Annotated in this window: 16 protein-coding genes and 2 tRNA genes; 7 read left to right on the top strand and 11 right to left on the bottom strand. The window is 41.3% G+C overall.

The annotated features are described in order from the left end of the window. Positions 1 to 597 precede the first annotated feature (597 nt). From H6G83_RS04800 to H6G83_RS04820, 5 genes are all read left to right on the top strand, one after another. The gene (locus H6G83_RS04800) at positions 598 to 2,676 is read left to right on the top strand and encodes a DUF1565 domain-containing protein (RefSeq protein WP_190468146.1); all 2,079 of its coding nucleotides are present in this window, start codon (positions 598 to 600) and stop codon (positions 2,674 to 2,676) included. Positions 2,677 to 2,756: 80 nt separating this feature from the next. Next, positions 2,757 to 3,443: a hypothetical protein gene (locus H6G83_RS04805; RefSeq protein ID WP_190468148.1), complete on the top strand. Its 687-nt coding sequence runs from the start codon at positions 2,757 to 2,759 to the stop codon at positions 3,441 to 3,443. A gap of 290 nt (positions 3,444 to 3,733) precedes the next feature. Beyond that, positions 3,734 to 4,189 (top strand): GNAT family N-acetyltransferase, encoded by a 456-nt coding sequence (locus tag H6G83_RS04810; RefSeq protein ID WP_190467774.1) that lies wholly within the window; start codon positions 3,734 to 3,736, stop codon positions 4,187 to 4,189. A gap of 178 nt (positions 4,190 to 4,367) precedes the next feature. Further along, on the top strand, positions 4,368 to 4,607 hold the full coding sequence (locus tag H6G83_RS04815; protein WP_190467777.1) for a hypothetical protein: 240 nt from the start codon (positions 4,368 to 4,370) through the stop codon (positions 4,605 to 4,607). Continuing rightward, entirely contained in the window at positions 4,604 to 4,870 is a 267-nt protein-coding gene (locus H6G83_RS04820) for a type II toxin-antitoxin system RelE family toxin (RefSeq protein WP_190467780.1), read from the top strand. Before H6G83_RS04815 ends, H6G83_RS04820 begins: the two co-directional genes overlap by 4 nt. Positions 4,871 to 4,966: 96 nt before the next feature. Here H6G83_RS04820 and H6G83_RS04825 read toward each other — a convergent pair whose 3' ends face one another. From H6G83_RS04825 to ffh, 11 genes are all read right to left on the bottom strand, one after another. Beyond that, positions 4,967 to 6,133, bottom strand: coding sequence for a tyrosine-type recombinase/integrase (locus tag H6G83_RS04825; RefSeq protein WP_190467783.1), 1,167 nt, complete (start codon positions 6,131 to 6,133; stop codon positions 4,967 to 4,969). Between the two features lie 228 nt (positions 6,134 to 6,361). Then, a tRNA-Thr gene (locus tag H6G83_RS04830) sits at positions 6,362 to 6,433 on the bottom strand. 62 nt (positions 6,434 to 6,495) lie between these two features. Continuing rightward, a tRNA-Tyr gene (locus tag H6G83_RS04835) sits at positions 6,496 to 6,578 on the bottom strand. A gap of 248 nt (positions 6,579 to 6,826) precedes the next feature. After that, entirely contained in the window at positions 6,827 to 8,641 is a 1,815-nt protein-coding gene (locus tag H6G83_RS04840) for an ABC transporter ATP-binding protein (RefSeq protein ID WP_190467786.1), read from the bottom strand. Positions 8,642 to 8,933: 292 nt separating this feature from the next. After that, entirely contained in the window at positions 8,934 to 9,764 is an 831-nt protein-coding gene (locus tag H6G83_RS04845; protein ID WP_190467790.1) for a DUF6816 family protein, read from the bottom strand. 359 nt (positions 9,765 to 10,123) lie between these two features. Then, complete coding sequence (locus H6G83_RS04850; RefSeq protein ID WP_190467793.1) at positions 10,124 to 10,528, bottom strand: ChuX/HutX family heme-like substrate-binding protein; 405 nt, start codon at positions 10,526 to 10,528, stop codon at positions 10,124 to 10,126. Between the two features lie 72 nt (positions 10,529 to 10,600). Beyond that, positions 10,601 to 11,554 carry a PhoH family protein gene (locus H6G83_RS04855; RefSeq protein ID WP_190467796.1) on the bottom strand — a complete coding sequence of 318 codons (954 nt, stop codon included), beginning with the start codon at positions 11,552 to 11,554 and terminating at the stop codon, positions 10,601 to 10,603. A 352-nt stretch (positions 11,555 to 11,906) separates the two neighbouring features. Then, the gene (rpsU, locus tag H6G83_RS04860; protein ID WP_010996119.1) at positions 11,907 to 12,083 is read right to left on the bottom strand and encodes a 30S ribosomal protein S21; all 177 of its coding nucleotides are present in this window, start codon (positions 12,081 to 12,083) and stop codon (positions 11,907 to 11,909) included. 231 nt (positions 12,084 to 12,314) lie between these two features. Further along, positions 12,315 to 12,743 carry a KH domain-containing protein gene (locus H6G83_RS04865; protein WP_190467799.1) on the bottom strand — a complete coding sequence of 143 codons (429 nt, stop codon included), beginning with the start codon at positions 12,741 to 12,743 and terminating at the stop codon, positions 12,315 to 12,317. Further along, positions 12,703 to 12,966: a 30S ribosomal protein S16 gene (gene rpsP, locus H6G83_RS04870; protein WP_190467803.1), complete on the bottom strand. Its 264-nt coding sequence runs from the start codon at positions 12,964 to 12,966 to the stop codon at positions 12,703 to 12,705. Before rpsP ends, H6G83_RS04865 begins: the two co-directional genes overlap by 41 nt. 176 nt (positions 12,967 to 13,142) lie before the next feature. Continuing rightward, the gene (gene ffh / locus H6G83_RS04875; protein ID WP_190467804.1) at positions 13,143 to 14,606 is read right to left on the bottom strand and encodes a signal recognition particle protein; all 1,464 of its coding nucleotides are present in this window, start codon (positions 14,604 to 14,606) and stop codon (positions 13,143 to 13,145) included. Positions 14,607 to 15,060: 454 nt separating this feature from the next. Between ffh and H6G83_RS04880 the strand changes: the two genes are divergently transcribed. Beyond that, positions 15,061 to 17,421 (top strand): hypothetical protein, encoded by a 2,361-nt coding sequence (locus tag H6G83_RS04880; RefSeq protein WP_190467807.1) that lies wholly within the window; start codon positions 15,061 to 15,063, stop codon positions 17,419 to 17,421. A 187-nt stretch (positions 17,422 to 17,608) separates the two neighbouring features. After that, a complete protein-coding gene (locus H6G83_RS04885) occupies positions 17,609 to 18,796 on the top strand; it encodes a nucleotide kinase domain-containing protein (RefSeq protein ID WP_190467808.1) in 1,188 nt (395 codons plus the stop codon). The last annotated feature ends 77 nt before the right edge of the window (positions 18,797 to 18,873 follow it).

Below are 18,873 nucleotides of genomic sequence, written 5' to 3' on the forward strand. Positions count from 1 at the left end.
ATTTAATATGTACTTGCTTAATGACTGAAAATTTTGTCCTTTGTTCCGGCAAAATTACTTAAGCGATCGCCCCTAATTATGAAGACTGCCATATAAAGAAATGTGGTGTGTTACGGCTCATCCTGACCCCTCGCAGTTCCAAATCCAGGCATAGCCTTCCCAAAATCTCAGCAACACATCCACAGGACTTACGCAAGTGTCACAATTGGTGGTTGGTGTGTGACGCTACAAGTCTCATGACTACGTTCAAATATTTTCGCTCCTCACACACCCTACAGAAAAAATCTGCCAGTTGCGTAAGTCCTATTAAAGTGCGGAAACCCAGGCTTTTCATAAAATCGTTGCGATTTTTGAGAACTTCTTCTTTATAGTCGGGGTTAGTTACTAAGCAAGCTGGTGTTAACCCCAACAGTCATAAAATATTACTCGCCATCTATACATACAGCACTTACATAACCTTTGCGGGAGAAAGATTCACACCGATTTATACTATCTTCCCGATTTTCTGGCAAAACCGCGAATATAGGAGTTCCGATTTGCTATAAGTAGTGTTGTCCTATGATGTACGTAATTTCCAAAATTGCTGCTCAATCATTAATGGTAAACAATACGCCTGTTACTACAGTCTATGTTAATCCCGTAAATGGGAATGATGCCAATACAGGTTCACGGCAAAGTCCGTTTAAAACCCTCACCCGTGGGTTAAAAGTGAGTCCCCCGGCAATTATCCAGCTAGCGGCGGGAACTTATAATACTGCTAATCAAGAAGTTTTTCCCCTGGTAATCCCGGAAGGGGTCATTGTGCTAGGTAACGAAGCTAACAAAGGTGCAGGGATTTTGATTTCTGGAGGTGGAGATTATCAAAGTCCCAGTTTTAGTTTACAAAATGTTACTTTAATTTTACTCAACAAAGCTAGTCTGCGGGGTGTGACTGTTACAAATCCTATAGCTAAGGGTTCTGGTGTTTGGATTGAATCTACAGCCCCTAGTGTAGCTAACAATACTTTTACTAATTGTGGTCGAGAAGGTGTATTTATTAGCGGTACTGCTAAACCTGCGATTTTAGATAATGTGTTTGTGCAGAATACTGCTAGTGGTTTATTTATGGCTCGCAACTCTAAAGGGGAAGTGTTGCGGAATATCTTCCAAAAGAATCCTTTGGGTATAGTTATTAGCGACTTTGCTGCACCTTTAATTGCCAATAATAAATTATCCGAAAATCGGACGGCGATCGCTCTCTCGCGCAACGCCCGTCCTGTCCTCCGCAATAACTTTATCTTCAAAAATACCCAAGGCGGCTTGTTAGTCAATGAAAACGCTGTCCCTGATTTGGGTAGCGCTCAAGATGCGGCTGGTAATATTTTTAGTAATAATGGCGAGTTTGATATTCAAAATTCCACAACACAGCAATTAATTTCTGTAGGTAATCAGTTGAACCCCACCCAAGTCAAGGGAAGGGTGGAATTTTCGGCGGCGACGATAGAAAATCCTGTCGCTAACACTAATTTTACTGACTTACCTGGGCATTGGGCAGGCGCTTTTGTGGAAGCATTAGTGAAGAAGGGTTTCCTGAGCGGTTTCCCTGATGGCACATTCGCCCCCGATGCACCCATCACCCGCGCCCAGTATGCGGCGGTAATTGCTAAAGCCTTTCAGTTACCTACAAATAACCAGCCGCCTAAATTCGCCGATATCAAGGCGGATTTTTGGGCAACAGCAGCTATTACCAAAGCCGCCCAGATGGGATTTATCAGTGGTTTTCCTGATGGGACATTTCGCCCCGCGCAGAACTTAAGCAAAGTGCAAGCCATCGTTTCTATTGTCAATGGTTTAAAACTAAGCGGAGGTAGCCCGAATGTGTTGAATATATACCGCGATCGCGCCCAAATCCCTAGTTATGCCGTAAATCCTCTCACCATCGCTACCCAAAAGAGTCTGGTGGTGAACTATCCCCAAACCGATAGGTTAGAACCGTTGCGTGATATCACCCGCGCCGAGATTGCAGCGTTAATTTATCAAGCTTTGGTGGCGAGTGGACAAGAAAAAGCGATCGCTTCACCATATATTGTTAGCGCGGAAGTTGATGTCCCCTCTTTCACCGACTTAACAGGACATTGGGCGGAACCATTTATTCGCGGTTTAGCCAGCATGGGGATTACCAACGGTTTCGCTGACGGTAGCTATCAACCCAATAAACCGATGACTCGCGCCCAATATGCAGCGATGGTGGCGGTAGCGTTTAATCCCCCTCCTAAACGCCCGGCTACGGATTTTGTAGACGTTCCCAAGAATTTTTGGGCATACAAAGCTTTACAAATCGCCGCTAGTGGGGGGTTTGTCAGTGGATTTAGCGATCGCACCTTTCGCCCCGACCAAAATGTGCAGAGGCTACAGGTCATCGTTTCTCTAGTCAACGGACTAGCCCTAGCGACAGTTGATAGCAATAACCTCCTCACTTACACTGATAGTAATAATATTCCTGAATATGCTCGCAAAGCCGTGGTCACAGCAACACAACAAAGAATTGTTGTCAACTATCCAGAGCCGAAACAGCTAGCGCCAACCAGGGAAGCCACAAGGGCCGAAGTAGCCGCAATGGTTTATCAAGCCTTAGTTGCCATCCAAAGAGCGCCAACTATTAATTCACCCTATATTATTTCGACACTCAGCAGTTGACCTAGTAAAATGAGAAACACTGCTTTTGAGGCGGGAAACTCTTGGTAATAAATCCTACAGCCAAAAACGCGCTAGGCTATATGCGATGGGTCGATGATTCACACCTATTGCCAGCAGCCAAAGGTCTTATGTCAACATCAGTACCAAACACTTATGCCAAATTGGCAAAAGCCCTACTAATTCACTATAGTTTTGACCTCAGTGGTTATAGTGCCGATGAGTTGGTTAACCGTTGGCAAAAGCATTATCCCAACCAGTGGCTGCATTTAGCTGTGATTGAAGCCCTATATCAAGGTCGCTATAAGGGTATATCAGTGCAGCAAATTTTGGCGTTTTGGCAAAGGCGGGGTCAGGAAATATATCATTTCAACATGGAGTTTGAACGTCTGATTTGTAGCAAGTTTCCCGAAACCTTAACTGCAATGGCTGCACCAGCTTTACCACCTGTATCGCGCCCAGTTGATGAAGTGGGGATCAACCAAAATCACACCATACAATTGATGAGTTTCCCACAACAGGAACCAGTCAGCCACCAAGAGGAACAGCCAGATGAAAAGGTGTTGGCGCTGGTGAGTATGAGTAGTATGGAAGTCAGTGTCAAACAGCCTGAGTATGCAGAGTCTGTATCTGTAAACCCTGACATATCCACGAAACAGCTACCTATATCAGTGACGCATCCACCCATTGGACAGTTTACCCCCCAAACAAGCGATCGCACCGAATCCTTCACCTCCAAACTCAAAGCCATATCTAGCGAAAATCCCTAACCATATTCCAGTCTGTGCAGGTAATGTAAGGATATCTAAACACTTACACAACCTACTTTTTTATATTAAAAGACACGAATAAAGTTTTGTTTAATTACCTACAACTGGATATTTTTTTAGTTGAAAGTCTCTAAGCCTTTAAGCTCTCAAGGAGGATAGGTGCTTACTTTTTAATTCGCCTATTTGAGTCTATATTGTTTTAAGGAGATCACAAAACTTTACAACGTGTTTCATTTATTTGAATACAATAGATGAAACTCCTATAATATTCTATAGACTATAAGTATTTTATGCGTACACAAATCAGAAAATACAGACGTGAAAACTTTGATTCAGTTTTACGTATTGTAGAAGAGGAAAATCTCAAGTCTCATAGCTTTCTTTCTGATGAAGAACTTAGAAAAAGCATAGATGATCTAAGAAAAGAATTATGTGAACATACACAACAAGAATATAGTATTAAAATATGGATTATTTGTGAAGGCGATAATATCGTAGGTTTTACCTCTGTCCGTGAATATTCCAATAAAACGCAAATAGTTTATCTTTATGTTTCAGCAGCACATCAAAAGAAAGGCTACGGCAAAAAATTACTTAATAAAGTATATTCTGAATGCAAACCACCATACAGCCTAGCAGTTTTGGCGGAAAATCAAAACGCTTATAATTTCTATGTACGTCTTGGTTTTCATATAGAAGAAGAAAGTATGGAAGCAAATCATAAATATCTAGTGATGGCAATTTAAGCGCAGTGACTGAGAACTGTATGTTGATAAGCTATTTTGAATCTCACCAAACTGAGGAGGATCAAGTGATATAAAATCAGTGGTAACGACTAATCAACCAAAATGTCAAATGGTTTATAAATTAGATTAGGGCAGTAAACAGATTCATTAAATTTAACAATCTTCAAGACGCTTGATTATGAAAACAGAACAGGAACGTGAAGCATTAATCAAAGCTATCAACGTATTGCTAAACCAAGCTTACGACAGTACATTAGATGAAATTTACGCACTACTCCAAAAAATAGAAGATGAAGAGTCAGAAGAAGATTTAAAAGCCTATGAGCAAGCTAAAAAAGATGCAGAGTTTGACGGTTCAGTGTCCTGGTCAGAAGCAAAAAAAGAACTTCAAACAGAAGTAAAAAAGGAAGTGGCGTGAGTTATAAAGTTGAAATATTAAAGGGGGCATTAAAACAACTTAAAAAATTATCGCCTGAAGTTCAAGAGCGCATACAAGCTAAAATTGATGAGCTAGCTACAGAACCCCGTCCCAATGGTGTAAAAAAGCTAAAAGGTCAAGAAAATACTTATAGAATTAGAGTAGGTGATTACCGCATTTTATACGATATTTTTGACGATATTCTATTGGTAACGGTTGTTGACATTGGACATCGAAGCAAAGTTTATAAAGATGAAAGTTGACAAGCGATCGCACCGAATCCTTCACCTCCAAACTCAAAGCCATATCTAGCGAAAATCCCAGTTAACCATCTCTGTACATCTTTGCGTGAATATAGTTTATAATGGTTTAAGCTGCTCTAACACCTGAGAGTCAAGATACTTCTGCTCAATCATCTCTACTGAATTATCACACCATTTCGCCACCACAGCAGTCGGTACACCTTTAGCGATTTGCTCAGATATAAAAGTATCACGGCAAGAATAGGGTGTAGTTTGGCGATTTACCAATGGGTCTACAATTTTATCCCATGCCCTTCGGGAAAAATTTCTGTAATGTATAGATATACCCTCTGGTGATGGAAATACTAGAAATTCCGGTTCAGGATTTTCTGGTTTAATTCGCAATAATAAGGCTTGGAGTTGCTGATTACAATTAAAAACTCGCTGTTTGTTGTTCTTAGAGCCATTAACTCTCACTCTTTCACCATTACCTACTTGTACTAAAGAGCTATCAAAAGTAATTCTAGAGCAATCAGGTGTAATATGTTTCCATTGCAGACCAATAGCTTCAGATGGTCGGCATCCTGTCAAAAATAGAAACTCTACAAATGGTGCATAATGACTATAACCTAGACCTTTCGCTGGCTTATGCTGTTTAAAAGCCTCAATAATCTTGTGCTTTTCCTCTTCACTGAAAGCATTAGGTTTTGAATCATCCTGCCATTTGTGTTTAGGAAGTTGATTATACATTCCCTCAAAAGGGTTAAAATGCACTAGTCCACATTTCATTCCCCATTTACAAGCAGCTGAGAGATACATCAGTACATCTTTGGCTTGTGAAGTAGTCGTTTGTTGCAACAATGCTAGGCGAATTTTCATACCCTCATCTAAATTTTGATGAGGACAGCGTTTAATATGCTTTTCCAGTACAGCCAGTTTATCTAATGTTCTCGGTTTTAAAGATGGACGCTTGTACTCAATGTAATTGTCCCATAGCTCGGAAATTGTGGATATATTGGGGCGATCGCCTGGAGTAACTACAGATAAATGTCTTTGTGGTTTGTATTTAGCCAGGGTTTCATCAAATTCGCCTGATATGATGTCTAACTCTATCTCATGTGCTTTTTGTGCTGCTATCTGCTGATTTTCTAGCGTATCAGCTAAATTTAGCGATATATACCTTTTGTTACCATCAGACACTTGCCTTGGTAGTCTCAGCCTTAATCTATGCTGAAAAGATTCAACTCCTACTGTTCCTTTATTAGCTTTTTGGATAGTGTTCATTTTTTATATTTTGGCTATTAAAATAATTGCATCTATAAAAATCATAGCCAAATCATAGCCAAAAACGCAAGTGGGAAAGTTGAAATTTGCAAATCATAGCCAAATCATAGCCAAATCATAGCCAAATCATAGTCAAAAATACAGTTCAGGGACTCAGATTTTGACTATCTGAATCCCTGCAATTGCTGAAACCCTTGATTTATCGTTAATTTTTTATTCAATACGAAAAGCCCGTGACGAGGATTGAACTCGTGACCTCACCCTTACCAAGGGTGTGCTCTACCACTGAGCCACACGGGCAAAACTTAGTTTATGTGTTTAGATTTTGAATTATATTATAATCCAAAATCTAAATTTGAAGGTGGGCCGGGCTGGATTTGAACCAGCGTAGGCGTAAACCAACGGATTTACAGTCCGTCTCCATTAACCACTCGGACACCGACCCGTATGTCCCACGATTTACAATGTTAGCAGCGAATTTTAGGAATGGCAAGGGGGGAGGGAAAATTTTTTGAGAGCGTTATTCTCAATAGACTTCTTGCATAAATCTTTTTTTGTCTCACGCATTCGCGTAGCGTCTCGTAGAGAAGGCGCAAAGACGCAAAGAAAAGAACGCTAAGAACGACTTTTGCAAGAGGTCTAATGTAGAGACGTTGCATGCAACGTCTCTACATGATGTATTTGACTACGAACCTAATCTAAGAGTTCACCTGTTTCTTGCAGTGAGTGCAAGCGGCTGTATATCCCCTCATGAAGCAGGAGTTCTTCGTGACTACCGACTTCGGCAATTCTGCCCTTGTCTAGAACTACAATTTTATCGGCTTCCCGCACTGTACTCAGACGGTGAGCAATGATGATTGTCGTACAAGTACCCTGAATCGATCGCATCGCTAATTGAATAGAACGCTCAGACTCGTAATCTAGACTAGAGGTAGCTTCGTCAAAAATCAACACATCGGGTTCTACTAGCAAGGCTCTAGCAATACCTAAACGCTGTCTTTGTCCACCAGATAACCTTACGCCACGTTCCCCGACAACCGTGTAATAACCTTGGGGGAGGTGCTGCACTACTTCGTCAACTCTGGCAATTTTACAGGCTTCTCTGACTTGCTCAAGGGTCGCCTCTGGTCTACCGTAGGTGAGGTTATCCATCACCGTACCGTTGAACACGTCTACTTCTTGGTGAACGATCGCCAATCTGCGTCTATACTTACCTACATTCAAGGTGCGAATATCTTCACCATCAATGAGAATTTGTCCGTCTTGCGGTTCAAAATATCGCAGTAGCAGTTTCACTAAGGTAGACTTACCAGAACCAGAGCGCCCAACTAACGCCACTGTTTGGTATGGTTCAATTAATAAGTTGATATCTTGCAAGACTTTGCGGTTAGCATCGTAGCCAAAACTGACATGAGAAAATTCAACTTTGCCAGTAAATTTATAAGCTTGTGATTTGTCATCTTCCAACAGAGTAGCCGCATCATATCCAGTAGACTCTTGCATAAACTCGTGATACCGCAGCATGGAAGAATAGCGGCGAGAAAAACCTTCTGCTAATGTACTAATCGGTTCCAATTCAGAATAAGCCATGCTAGAAAGAGTTAAAGTCATGACAAAATGACCCAGGGAAATTTCACCGCCTACCGTAGCAGCCAAAGTTAATCCCAAAATAGCGAACACGCAAAACTGAATCACAGTTTTTTGCCAAGTCAGCAAAATAACATAATCTTTGTGAACGCGATAATCAACTAACTTTAACTCACGGTCTAAACGTCGCTTTTGTCGGTTCAGTTCTCTTGCTTCTGTAGCAAAAGCTTTGACTGTTTTGATGTTAGTAATTAACTCAGACGTGCGGCTTTCGGTGTTTTCCATGTACTTATCTAGAAGCCCTTCGTGTCTGATAATTTCCTGCAACTTTCGCAAGCTGAAGGTCAGAATCAAAAAGAAAGAAATCAGATATAATACCGCAATGCGCCATTCAATCACGACGATAAATACAAAGATTCCTAGCACCCGCAGCAGTTTGGGAATTAACTGTCCGCCGATTTCTGGATATGTCCAAGTGTGATTAGAAATACCTCTACCTAACCGCCCTGCTATCCTTCCGGGGTTATTAACGTCATAAAATTCTATAGGAAGTGTGAGAATTTTCTCAATTGCTAATTTGCTGTTCTCCCGACGCGCCCTTAAGGCTATATCCCAGTGAAACCAACTAGTTAACCAAGGTTGCGTCGGCGCTCTCACCACGGTGACAAGAAACACTAAACCCAGTAACACACCTAAAGATAGAGGTTTACTAACTGGGTAATTAGTTAACTGGGAGACAATTGCGATCGCACCCTCTAGAGGTTTATCTAAAGGTTGATTGGACAAAACGTTTAAAATTTGCCCAATTGCATAAGGGACAACTAAATCCACAATTTCGTAAATGCTGGACGCTGCAATACTGAAGAGACTCAGATTCCAATCGTCACGAAAATAATTGACAATATCTTTAAGTTTAGCCATGATGCACACTGCCCAAGAGCCGAGCGTTAGCTTGGGAGCTTCTATGTTACATTTATGCTACAGATGTAGTCAATAGTTAGATCATGAAATCACCCATTCGGATGAGTTTGCTTATTTTAGGTGACAGGTGACAGGTGACAGGTGACAGGTGACAGGTGACAGGTGACAGGTGACAGGTGACAGGTGACAGGTGACAGTTGTTATTTTTCCCTTTCCCCCTTCCCCCTTCCCCTTCCCCTTTCCCCATTCCCCATTCCCCATTCCCCTTTCCCCATTCCCCTTCCCCATTCCCCTAATGAGGAAAAAATTCTAGGCGATAGCGGTAAAGGGCGACTGGGCGAGAACCTGCGGCGAAATAATCAGGGTCTTGGGGTGAGAGGTAGACAGCAGTAACTTGATCTGCTTCAATTGCTGGGGATGATGTGGAAAGCTTATGGTAGGCGGTGGTAGATTCGACTGAGTTTAGGTAAGGGCGTGAACCGCCTTTAAATAGTTGCTGAAAGACTTCTGAGGTAATAAATTTACCATCTGGGGTGGTTTCTGTCGCCCTTGCTGTGACGATAGAAACTAATTGACGTTCACCGCGTAAAAATGTAATTTGACGATTGGGCGAATCTGGATCTACTTTGACTGATAATACTGCTTTATCACCTAAATAAGACCTAGCCAAGTTTAAACTGTTAAATGCTCTATCGGCTACTAAATTTGTGGATACGGTCTTAGGAATTAATTTTAAGCTAGTGATAGGCGATGGCGTTCCGCCCACCGTAGGCGATCGCACACCCTCTTCTTGCAACAATTGCTCTTTCACAAACCTTACTAAAAAACTCACAGGCTGATTTAATTGTCGGCGATTTCCTTCAAACCCTGGTGTGACAATATCCGGCGCTAAAGGCGCAGCTAAATCTACCAAGGTACTCTTAACTTCCCAAGTCCCCGCCATCCATTCAGGATAAACCAAATCTCCCTTAGCAGCCTGCACAGAAGTTAGTTTTTCCCACTGGGGAAAATGATTCAAGCGTTCAGATAATTCACCCGCGTTTGCTTGTTGATTCCAGCCCAATAGAAAGATAATAATTAAGCAGAAATTGCAAATATTCCTAATAGTAAGCGTTAATTTCATTTTGGCAGTTTGTAGTAAGCGGCTCTAGCCCTTCTATACTTATATCTTGCACCATTACCTTCCACTCGAAAATCGAAGCCCAAAAACCTTATTATTTCGTAGGGTGGGCATTGCCCACCACCTGCTTATTGAGAAGGTGCAAGATGTGAGTATACATATTAGAGTATGTTTGAACAGTATTATTGCTGACATAAAAATGTTAAAGACCTAACCCCCCAACCCCCTTCCCTTCAAGGGAAGGGGGAGCAATTAAAGCCTCTCTCCTTGTAGGGGAGAGGTTTGGAGAGGGGTTTTTATATACTTTGGCACTTTCCAAACATTCTGTTATCGAGGGCTAGATACGCTCACTACTCACACTATTAAAGTATTATCGGTGCAGGTTCCCAAATTTCGCCGTACTTTTCTTTCAAATCCTGCCAAGCTTCTACTTGTCCTGGTTCATATTCTCCGGGTTTACCCCACTGCAAAAATAAGCTTAAAGCCGACTCTTGTTTATCATCTAAAAAGCGGATGGCGTAGGTTGTAAAATTACCGCGTTTTGCTTCACCAGTTTCAAACTTAACTTGAGTAATCTTGTCCATATTCAAGTGGAATTCAAAGCCTTCGGTGTGCATATTGGCATATTTACCTTTAGCCAATTCTGCATAAAATAGCTTTTCTATTTTCCCCCGCGCCTCTAACACCGCCGCACTACTAGTAACAATTAACCGCAGAGTTCCCAAATTTTCACAAGCCTCTAAAAACTCCTTCAAATCAGCACTCATACCCTTCCCCTTGTCACTATTGACTGATAACTGATAACTGATAACTGATAACTGATAACTGATGACTATTGACTAACTCTCATACTGTTCATAGGCGCTGACGATGCGCTGAACTAAAGGATGACGCACGACATCTTTTTGATTAAATTCACAAACGGCAATGCCTTCTACATTCTTTAACACTTGTAATGCTACCGTTAAACCTGATTGTTGATTCATCGGTAAGTCGGTTTGTGTGGTGTCGCCTGTAATTACCATGCGCGAACGGAAGCCCAAGCGGGTTAAAACCATCTTCATTTGGGCGGGTGTGGTATTTTGGGCTTCATCGACAATGACAAAAGCATGGTTGAGGGTGCGTCCACGCATATAGGCGAGGGGTGCAACTTCAATAATGCCCCGTTCTATGAGGTTTGGGACTTTTTCTTGGTCGATGAATTCGTAAATTGCATCGTACAAGGGGCGGAGATAGGGGTTAATTTTCTGCTGTAAATCTCCAGGTAAAAAACCTAACCTTTCCCCAGCTTCTACCGCCGGACGGGTCAAAATCAGCTTTTCAACTTGATTGGCGAGGAGTGCTTGCACGGCGACGACGACGGCGAGATAGGTCTTACCAGTCCCAGCCGGGCCGATGCAGAAAGTTAGGTCGCGTTTACGGATGGCTTCGATGTACTGGCGCTGTCTGAAGGTTTTGGCGCGGACTTCTTCACCGCGACGAGTTCTGGCTAGGACATCTCGCTGTAATTCTTTGAGTTCGTCTTCGCGGTGAGTATCTAGTGCGTGACGGGCTGTTAAGATATCAGCGCTAGAAATAGTATTGCCCTGAATCCAGATATTTTCTAGCGATCGCACTAATTTCGCCGCTAACTCTCTTTGCTGTTCTGTGCCGAATATGTGTATCTCTTGCCCACGCAGCACTAAGTTCGCTCCTGTTTGTCGGGAGAGAATTTTGAGATTTTCTTCTCTATCACCCGCAAGTGCGATCGTAGCGTCAATGTTAGGCAGCTGAATTATCAAGGCATCTGCCATAGGTATTTTTTAATTTGTTTTATGAGTCAGTTGCTTTTGAGCTATCAATTCAATACTGATTCCTGAGCAAATTCCACCCCAAGGGAATGGATATTTTTACACAGTCTATAAGTATTTTCTTGAGTTTTTATCTCATTTTAGATATGTCACTATTTTTACCATTTTATAATAAAAAAGCTGATTAAACCTAGACTCCACAGAGGTTTTGCCTAAATTTATCAATAAAAATAATTTTTATTATTTGTCACTAATTATTTTGAAGTAGAGACGCAATCACGTCTCTACTTGATTGTGGTTTGAGCTAAAAATAACTTCAAACCTTTACTACCCTCATCAAAGAAATTACTCTGATTTAGTAGCGCCCTCCCTTGCGTGCAGCTTCTGCTTTACGCTTGCGACGCAAACTAGGCTTTTCGTATCTTTCCCGACGTTTAACTTCCGATAAAATCCCGGCTTTTTGAATTTTCTTTTTAAAACGTCTAATTGCTGAGTCAATCGACTCATTCTCACCCAAACGGACTTCAGCCACTCCCTGGATTCACCTCCTGGCAGAGATTCTCACAGTAGTTGTGCATAACCATCATTAACTGAATAAAGTAGCTAACTTTTAATCGAAGGTTCTGAGCGGGATGAATAAAAACCGCTCAGGCTTCTTCTTTATTTTTAACCTAGTACAGCACAGATTTAATCAATCAACACTCAAAATATGTAAAAAGCTGCTGAATTAGCTTTTGGCATTTTGATTTTTGTGTACCAGTGACTAGCGAGTGCGTGGTTTCACAATTGGTCGCGGTGCATTGCCACTTCTTTCTCGTGACCTTGGCGGGGGTCTGTGTTCTTGTTGGTCATCTTCAACAGACATCCCTTCTCGCCCTGGGATACTCCCGTAAATATCCAGGTAAACTGATTGTCCAGCAAGTTCTGCCGCAGCAGCAATTACTGTCCGAATCGCCTGAATATTACGCCCTCCTCGACCAAACACTTTTCCTTTATCCGAACTTTCAAAGGCGATGCGAATCCAAGCCCGTTTTAGGGTTGGAGAAATTTCACAATCGACGCTTAAAGACTCTGGGGCTTCTAAAAACGGCTGCATCAAAAACTTGACTAGCCCAACGTAATTGGGACTAGCGGTTAGTGAAGCCGTTAGACTATGATTCGGCTGCTGTTGCTCTGACCTGTTCAAAGACATTTTGTTTTTCTAAAATGCGACGTACCGTGTCTGTGGGTTGAGCGCCTTGTTGTAGTCGCCTAACGATGCCAGGAACATCCAATCGCACTTCATCGGTTCTAGGATTGTAAAATCCCAATTCTTCCAAAGGACGGCCATCGCGGCGAGAGAGGTTGTTGGCAGCAACAATGCGGTAGCTCGCTTCCCGCTTTTTGCCGAATCGCTTCAAGCGCAGTTTGATCATGATTGAAGAAACGTTCTCCTGTTTGTAGGTAATTGAGGAAGTAGCTGTCTTGCAAAACTTCCTTTACTGAAATGCTAATTTTAACATATTGGTTAGTTGTCGGTGGTCAGTGGTCAGTTGTCAATAGTAGATAACTAATGACCCATGACCAATTACCAATTACCAATTACCAATGACTAAAGATTCCCAAAACCTTTTTTCTTTTTGTCTTTGGGTTTTTTCTTCTTTGTGCCTGCGCCGCCGCCGTTGTAGCCGCGCCAGCCTGGGGCGGCGGGACGACCTGCACCAGCGTAAGCGTTACCCATACCGCCACCGCCGAACATTCCGGGCATTCCGGGGAAGTTACCTTGACCCATTTGCTGCATGAGCGATCGCATTTTTTGGAAATCAGCCACCAATTTATTCACGTCTGACTCTTTATAACCGGAGCCGGAGGCAATTCTGCGTCTGCGACTGGGGGAACTGGCGAGTAAATCAGGGTCGCGGCGTTCCTGCATGGTCATAGAACTAATCATCGCTTCACACCGCTTGAGTTGGGTTTCTCCCTGCTTTAACTGATCATCAGAAAGCTTACCCATCCCTGGAATCATCTTGAGGATACCCCCCAGCGACCCCATATTCTTTAACAGCCGTAGCTGCTTCACGAAGTCGGTAAAGTCAAATTTCGCTGACAGGATTTTCTCCTGCATTTTCTCGGCATCAGCCAAGTCAAATTCTTCCTGAGCTTTTTCTACCAAGGTCAGCACGTCACCCATGCCCAAGATGCGGGAGGCCATCCGGTCTGGATAAAACGGTTGTAAGGCTTCGACTTTTTCACCCACACCGACAAATTTAATTGGTGCGCCGGAAATTTGGCGTACAGACAACGCCGCACCACCACGGCTATCACCATCCATTTTGGTGAGAATTGCCCCAGTGATGCCGATTTGCTCGTGGAAGGTGCGCGTCAGGTTAGCGGCTTCTTGACCCGTCATTGAGTCCACTACCAGCAAGGTTTCATGGGGCTGGACGGTTTGTTTGATCCGGGCTAATTCCGCCATCATATCCTGGTCAATTTGCAGACGACCAGCCGTATCAATGATGACTGTGTTTATACCCTCAGCTTTGGCACGTTCCACACCTTGACGGGCAATTTCTACCGGGTCTGCGTCGCTTCCCAGTTCAAATACAGGTACGTCAATTTGTTTACCCAAGGTAATCAACTGGTCAATAGCGGCTGGACGATATACGTCTGTGGCTACCAACAAGCAACTGCGGTCTATTTTGCGTAAATGTAAGGCTAACTTAGCTGTCGCTGTGGTTTTACCAGTACCTTGTAACCCAGCCATCAAGACAATTGTCGGCTTTTCTTCGGCTTCCGCCAGGGGAACATTCTCCTCCCCCATCACCTGCACCAACTCATCGTAGACTATCTTGATGAACTGCTGGTCAGGTCGCACGCCTTTAACAACTTCGGCTCCCTGCGCCTTGGCTTCAACTTCGCTAATAAAATCTTTGACTACTTGGAGGTTAACATCTGCCTCCAACAGGGCGCGGCGCACTTCCCGCAAAGCGTCTTGAATATTAGATTCGGAAATTTTATCTTGCCCGCGCAGTTTTTTCCAGGCGGATTCTAAACGGTCGGCTAATGCGTCAAACATATCTTAGTTACAGTTATTGAGCCAATGGGGATGTCCGAATCAGCGATAAGTGCGATTCAGAAATTTTTAGAATGTGCTATTTACCAGCTTAGTAGTTTTTTTCCCGACTTGAGTAGGGGAATACCCACCTGTGCTAAAACATTCAGCCGCCTGAAGAACTGGTAGCCACAGGTAACTGAACTTCAACTTTAGTTACAGTTGGTGTAGATATTTGCTGATTATTATATCTTTTTATAGGTGCAGGACTTACGCAACTGGCACATGGGGTAGGGTGCGTCAGATGTGGAAAATCCACAGAATGTGTACGAAATTATTGGGGCTGACGCACCCTACAGTTAGTTTGATTATGACACTTGCGTAAGTCTTAAGATGTTAACATGAAATCAACCCTAGAAACACCGGCTAGTTGCAGATAGTTGTTCGTTTTTCCTTAGTAAAAATTAGGTAGAACTATATGAATATTCCGGTGATTGTTGATGTGACAATTGGGCTAGTTTTTATCTACCTCATTCTCAGTCTACTCGCTTCAGAAATTCAAGAATTAATTGCCACATTGTTGCAGTGGCGGTCAAAACATTTAAAGAACTCAATCATCAATTTGCTCTCAGGTGATACTATCACCGACCAAAATATTGAAGCCGCCGAAAGGTTGACAAATGACTTATATAATCATCCTCTGTTTCACGATATGAATCAAGAGGCAAGAGGATTATTTGCCATCATGTTTCGTAAAATCACTTGGTTTTGCTCATGGGTGTTACAATCGCTGACAGATGGACAGAGCATTCTTGGCAATCAACTTACCTCACCTTCTTATATTCCTGGGGAAACTTTCGCCACAGCATTCATTGAAAGACTAGGAATTATGAAACTGCTAGAACCACTAGTTGAATCTAAGTTAAAGCTGTTTGTCAATTCCGTAATTGAAGATATAGCTAGTATTATTCCTGTTGCCGAAACTTCTACACAGGAAGCTTATGATCAGCTCAGTGATGATTTACAAAACATATCTCAGCAGTTTATTGATAATCATTTTCCCCTCATTACTACAATAGATAAATTATCCCTACGCCTCAATCAGTTTATTGATGAATTAAAAGATGAAGAGCAGCAGCAGAAATTAACTTCTTGGAAGGAAAGGGTGTTTGGCAAACAAAATGAACTGGCAATTGTCAATGGCGGTTTAAATCCCACACTGCAAGAAATTGCTGAATTGATTGATACCACTAGTAAAAACTACAAACTCTTTAAGCAGGAATTGGCAATATTCTGTCAAAACAGAAATCAAGAGTTTTATGATGAACTCTTAAGTTTCCTATTATTGCTGAAATTGATTATTTTGGTAATTCAAAACCCCGATAGAGAAGATTTAAATTCACCAGAGCAAATCCCATCTTTAAAACAGGAAATTGAAGGTTCACCAGCATATCGCCAGATGTGGAATCAGATAAACAATGGTGATGACAGTAGCAGTTGTCCACAACTTATTGTACCTTTATCTTCTATTGAGAAGGAAATTATTTACCTGATAGAGAGAGAGAGTAATTCTAGTTTGGAGAATCAGGTAGAAAATAACCTAAAGCATGGTAGACAGAAGCAACTGAATGCTTTTAAGTTTGGTTTTAGTGAACAAACTAAAGAGTTATTTTACTCTAAGGTCTTCAGGTCAAAAGAGCTTTGGCCTTTGGGTTTTATGGGAATTGTGATCATTACTACTTTGGCTGCTATCTTTGTGTTTCAAGAAGCCTTCGTTCAACCAGGTGGTGTGATGGCTTTCCTTGTAGTTATCATAATTTTATTGATTGTATTTTTATGTCTTTATCGACGGAATGCAGATTTTACTTATAGAAAGTCTAAGGTAGACCTTTCTAGCCCAGTTGAAGTTTATTTTTCTGCTAGTTTTGCTGATGATAGCGAAAAGCTAAATCGTTTTATCAAAGATTTTCAAGCTAAAGTGAAAGCTCTCAATCATACGGGGAATAAAAATCTGATTTTGTGGGAGTTAAACAGACTGGGGGAGAGTTTTCGTCAATACTACCGAGATTTAGTTTTCAAGAATGCAGATGTTGATTGGCCTTTTATTCCTAACTCGATGAAACAGAGTTTTGCTTCATTACTCAAACGAGCAAAAACAAAAATTACTGAAACTGGTAATGAAGTTAATCAGTTGAGAGAAGAGATAGAAATTTGGTTTGACCGTTCAATGGAGCGCACTTCAGGTGTTTATAAACGCAACGCTAAAGGGGTTGCCATTGTTATCGGTTTTTTGTTAGCTGTTGTCACAAATGCCAACTCAATTTATATTGTGAATCGACTTGCCTATGACAAGGAGTTACGACAGACAGTAGTACAAAGTGCAGAAAATTTAATTAACGAACAACAGGAAAAATCATCTGTAACAACTATCACTCAAACACAAAGAGAACAAATTAATCAAGAAATAGAGAACCTGCTTGATCAACAACTTGCATTACCAATTGGTTGGAGTCCGGTTGTTTTGAGTCAGCAGTTAAATTGTCCAGCTAATAATCATCCTAATACCTGGAAAGCCCTATTCGATGAATGTATTAAGCTGAAAAATAAGCCCAAAACTTATTTTGTTCCCACTGCTATTTTTGTGATGATTTTCACTTCGGGTAATTTTGTGTCTGGACTGATGTTCTTGGCGGGTTGGCTAATTACCGCTATGGCCGTTTCAATGGGGGCTGGTTTTTGGTTTGAAATGCTTGGTAAGCTAATTAATGTCCGCAATACAGGTAATCGTCCTCCGTCTTCTGCAAAAAAGACTTCTGCCAATTTTGAGAAAGATATCTAATGAATTGGCGAATATCCTGTTGCATATTTGCCTGGGGGAGATGGGAGAGATGAGAGAGAGGATTTATAATTTCCCGACAACCTTTACTCTGTTCTCTGTCCCCACTCCCTATCAAAGAGACAATGTGAGGCTAAGGAAAGCTTATAATTAACAACAATTCGGGTAAAGCAAGTTAGGAAAACAATGTATGCAGGTAAGACAAGAAATTTTTGATACCTACTGGCGATTTGCCGCTATGCGTCAGGAAGTATTTTTCAACAGGATTAACAACGTGCCGCCACCTTGGACAAATGACCCGATTCTCAATACTTATAAGTTTTGTAATGCCTATCGAGCAAGCGATCGCGTTTCTCAATATCTGATCAAGAACGTAATTTATGATGAGAGGAGGAGTCAAAACGAAGAAGAGGTATTATTCAGAATTTTATTGTTTAAAATATTTAACAAAATCGAAACCTGGGAATATTTAGAAAGTAAAATAGGGGATTACATTACACTTGACAAGTTTGATTTAGATGTATATGCCAACATATTACAAGAAGCCATGAATCTTGGATATGTCATTTATACAAGTGCATATATGTCTTGTGCTAGTAAAGAGTTTGGTTATGATAAAAAGCACCAAAATCATTTAGCATTAATTGATAAAATGGTTGTCAAAGATAAAGTAATAAGCCAGGTAGTTCAAGCCAAGACTTTGGCGGAAGTGTTTCATATTCTTCAAGATTACCCCTTATTAGGTAAGTTTATGGCTTACCAATTAGCAACAGACATTAACTATAGCGAAATTACTAATTTTGACGAAAACAGTTTCACAATAGCAGGCCCAGGAGCCGAACGCGGTATCAACAAGTGTTTTATTGACACAGGCGGAAGAACATATAGTGAAATTATTCATTGGATGACTGAAAATCAAGAGAAGGAATTTCAGCGTTTGGGGTTAAATTTCCAATCTTTGTGGGGTCGTCCGCTACAAGCGATAGATTGTCAGAATCTTTTCTGCGAAACTGATAAATATTGTCGAGCCGCATTTCCTGATTTGAAAAGTAATCGCAAAAAGATAAAAGCTAAATTTAATTTTACACCTCAACCAATTGATTATTTTTATCCTCCTAAATGGGGGATTAATAAAAAAATCAAAGAAACTTTAGCGCAGAGAACACCAGACTTAGATATTCCTGATTTGCAAAAACTAAATAATAGCAAATCTCAGCAATTGTCTTTGGGATTAGATTTTTTATTAGAAACACAATCTAAAATTACTAATCCTGCATCAAAACAACCTAAAAAATCTCGACAAGATCCTCAAAAGAGACGATCAAAATTGGTACAAAAAACAGACATAGAACAATGTCAACAATTATGTCTATTTTGATATGTTATTTTATTGATTAATAAATAAGTGTTTAGATAATTCATATCTTGCACTTTACCGTACAAAACCGGGTTACT

The organism is Anabaena azotica FACHB-119, assembly GCF_014697625.1.
GTDB lineage: Bacteria > Cyanobacteriota > Cyanobacteriia > Cyanobacteriales > Nostocaceae > Trichormus > Trichormus azoticus_A.

Excerpts from the sequence above, each read along its gene's own strand:
- H6G83_RS04800 (WP_190468146.1), top strand. The coding sequence starts at position 598 with ATGGTAAACAATACGCCTGTTACTACAGTCTATGTTAATCCCGTAAAT.
- H6G83_RS04805 (WP_190468148.1), top strand. The coding sequence starts at position 2,757 with ATGCGATGGGTCGATGATTCACACCTATTGCCAGCAGCCAAAGGTCTT.
- H6G83_RS04810 (WP_190467774.1), top strand. The coding sequence starts at position 3,734 with ATGCGTACACAAATCAGAAAATACAGACGTGAAAACTTTGATTCAGTT.
- H6G83_RS04815 (WP_190467777.1), top strand. The coding sequence starts at position 4,368 with ATGAAAACAGAACAGGAACGTGAAGCATTAATCAAAGCTATCAACGTA.
- H6G83_RS04825 (WP_190467783.1), bottom strand. The coding sequence starts at position 6,133 with ATGAACACTATCCAAAAAGCTAATAAAGGAACAGTAGGAGTTGAATCT.
- H6G83_RS04840 (WP_190467786.1), bottom strand. The coding sequence starts at position 8,641 with ATGGCTAAACTTAAAGATATTGTCAATTATTTTCGTGACGATTGGAAT.
- H6G83_RS04845 (WP_190467790.1), bottom strand. The coding sequence starts at position 9,764 with ATGAAATTAACGCTTACTATTAGGAATATTTGCAATTTCTGCTTAATT.
- H6G83_RS04850 (WP_190467793.1), bottom strand. The coding sequence starts at position 10,528 with ATGAGTGCTGATTTGAAGGAGTTTTTAGAGGCTTGTGAAAATTTGGGA.
- H6G83_RS04855 (WP_190467796.1), bottom strand. The coding sequence starts at position 11,554 with ATGGCAGATGCCTTGATAATTCAGCTGCCTAACATTGACGCTACGATC.
- H6G83_RS04865 (WP_190467799.1), bottom strand. The coding sequence starts at position 12,743 with ATGTCTTTGAACAGGTCAGAGCAACAGCAGCCGAATCATAGTCTAACG.
- rpsP (WP_190467803.1), bottom strand. The coding sequence starts at position 12,966 with ATGATCAAACTGCGCTTGAAGCGATTCGGCAAAAAGCGGGAAGCGAGC.
- ffh (WP_190467804.1), bottom strand. The coding sequence starts at position 14,606 with ATGTTTGACGCATTAGCCGACCGTTTAGAATCCGCCTGGAAAAAACTG.
- H6G83_RS04880 (WP_190467807.1), top strand. The coding sequence starts at position 15,061 with ATGAATATTCCGGTGATTGTTGATGTGACAATTGGGCTAGTTTTTATC.
- H6G83_RS04885 (WP_190467808.1), top strand. The coding sequence starts at position 17,609 with ATGCAGGTAAGACAAGAAATTTTTGATACCTACTGGCGATTTGCCGCT.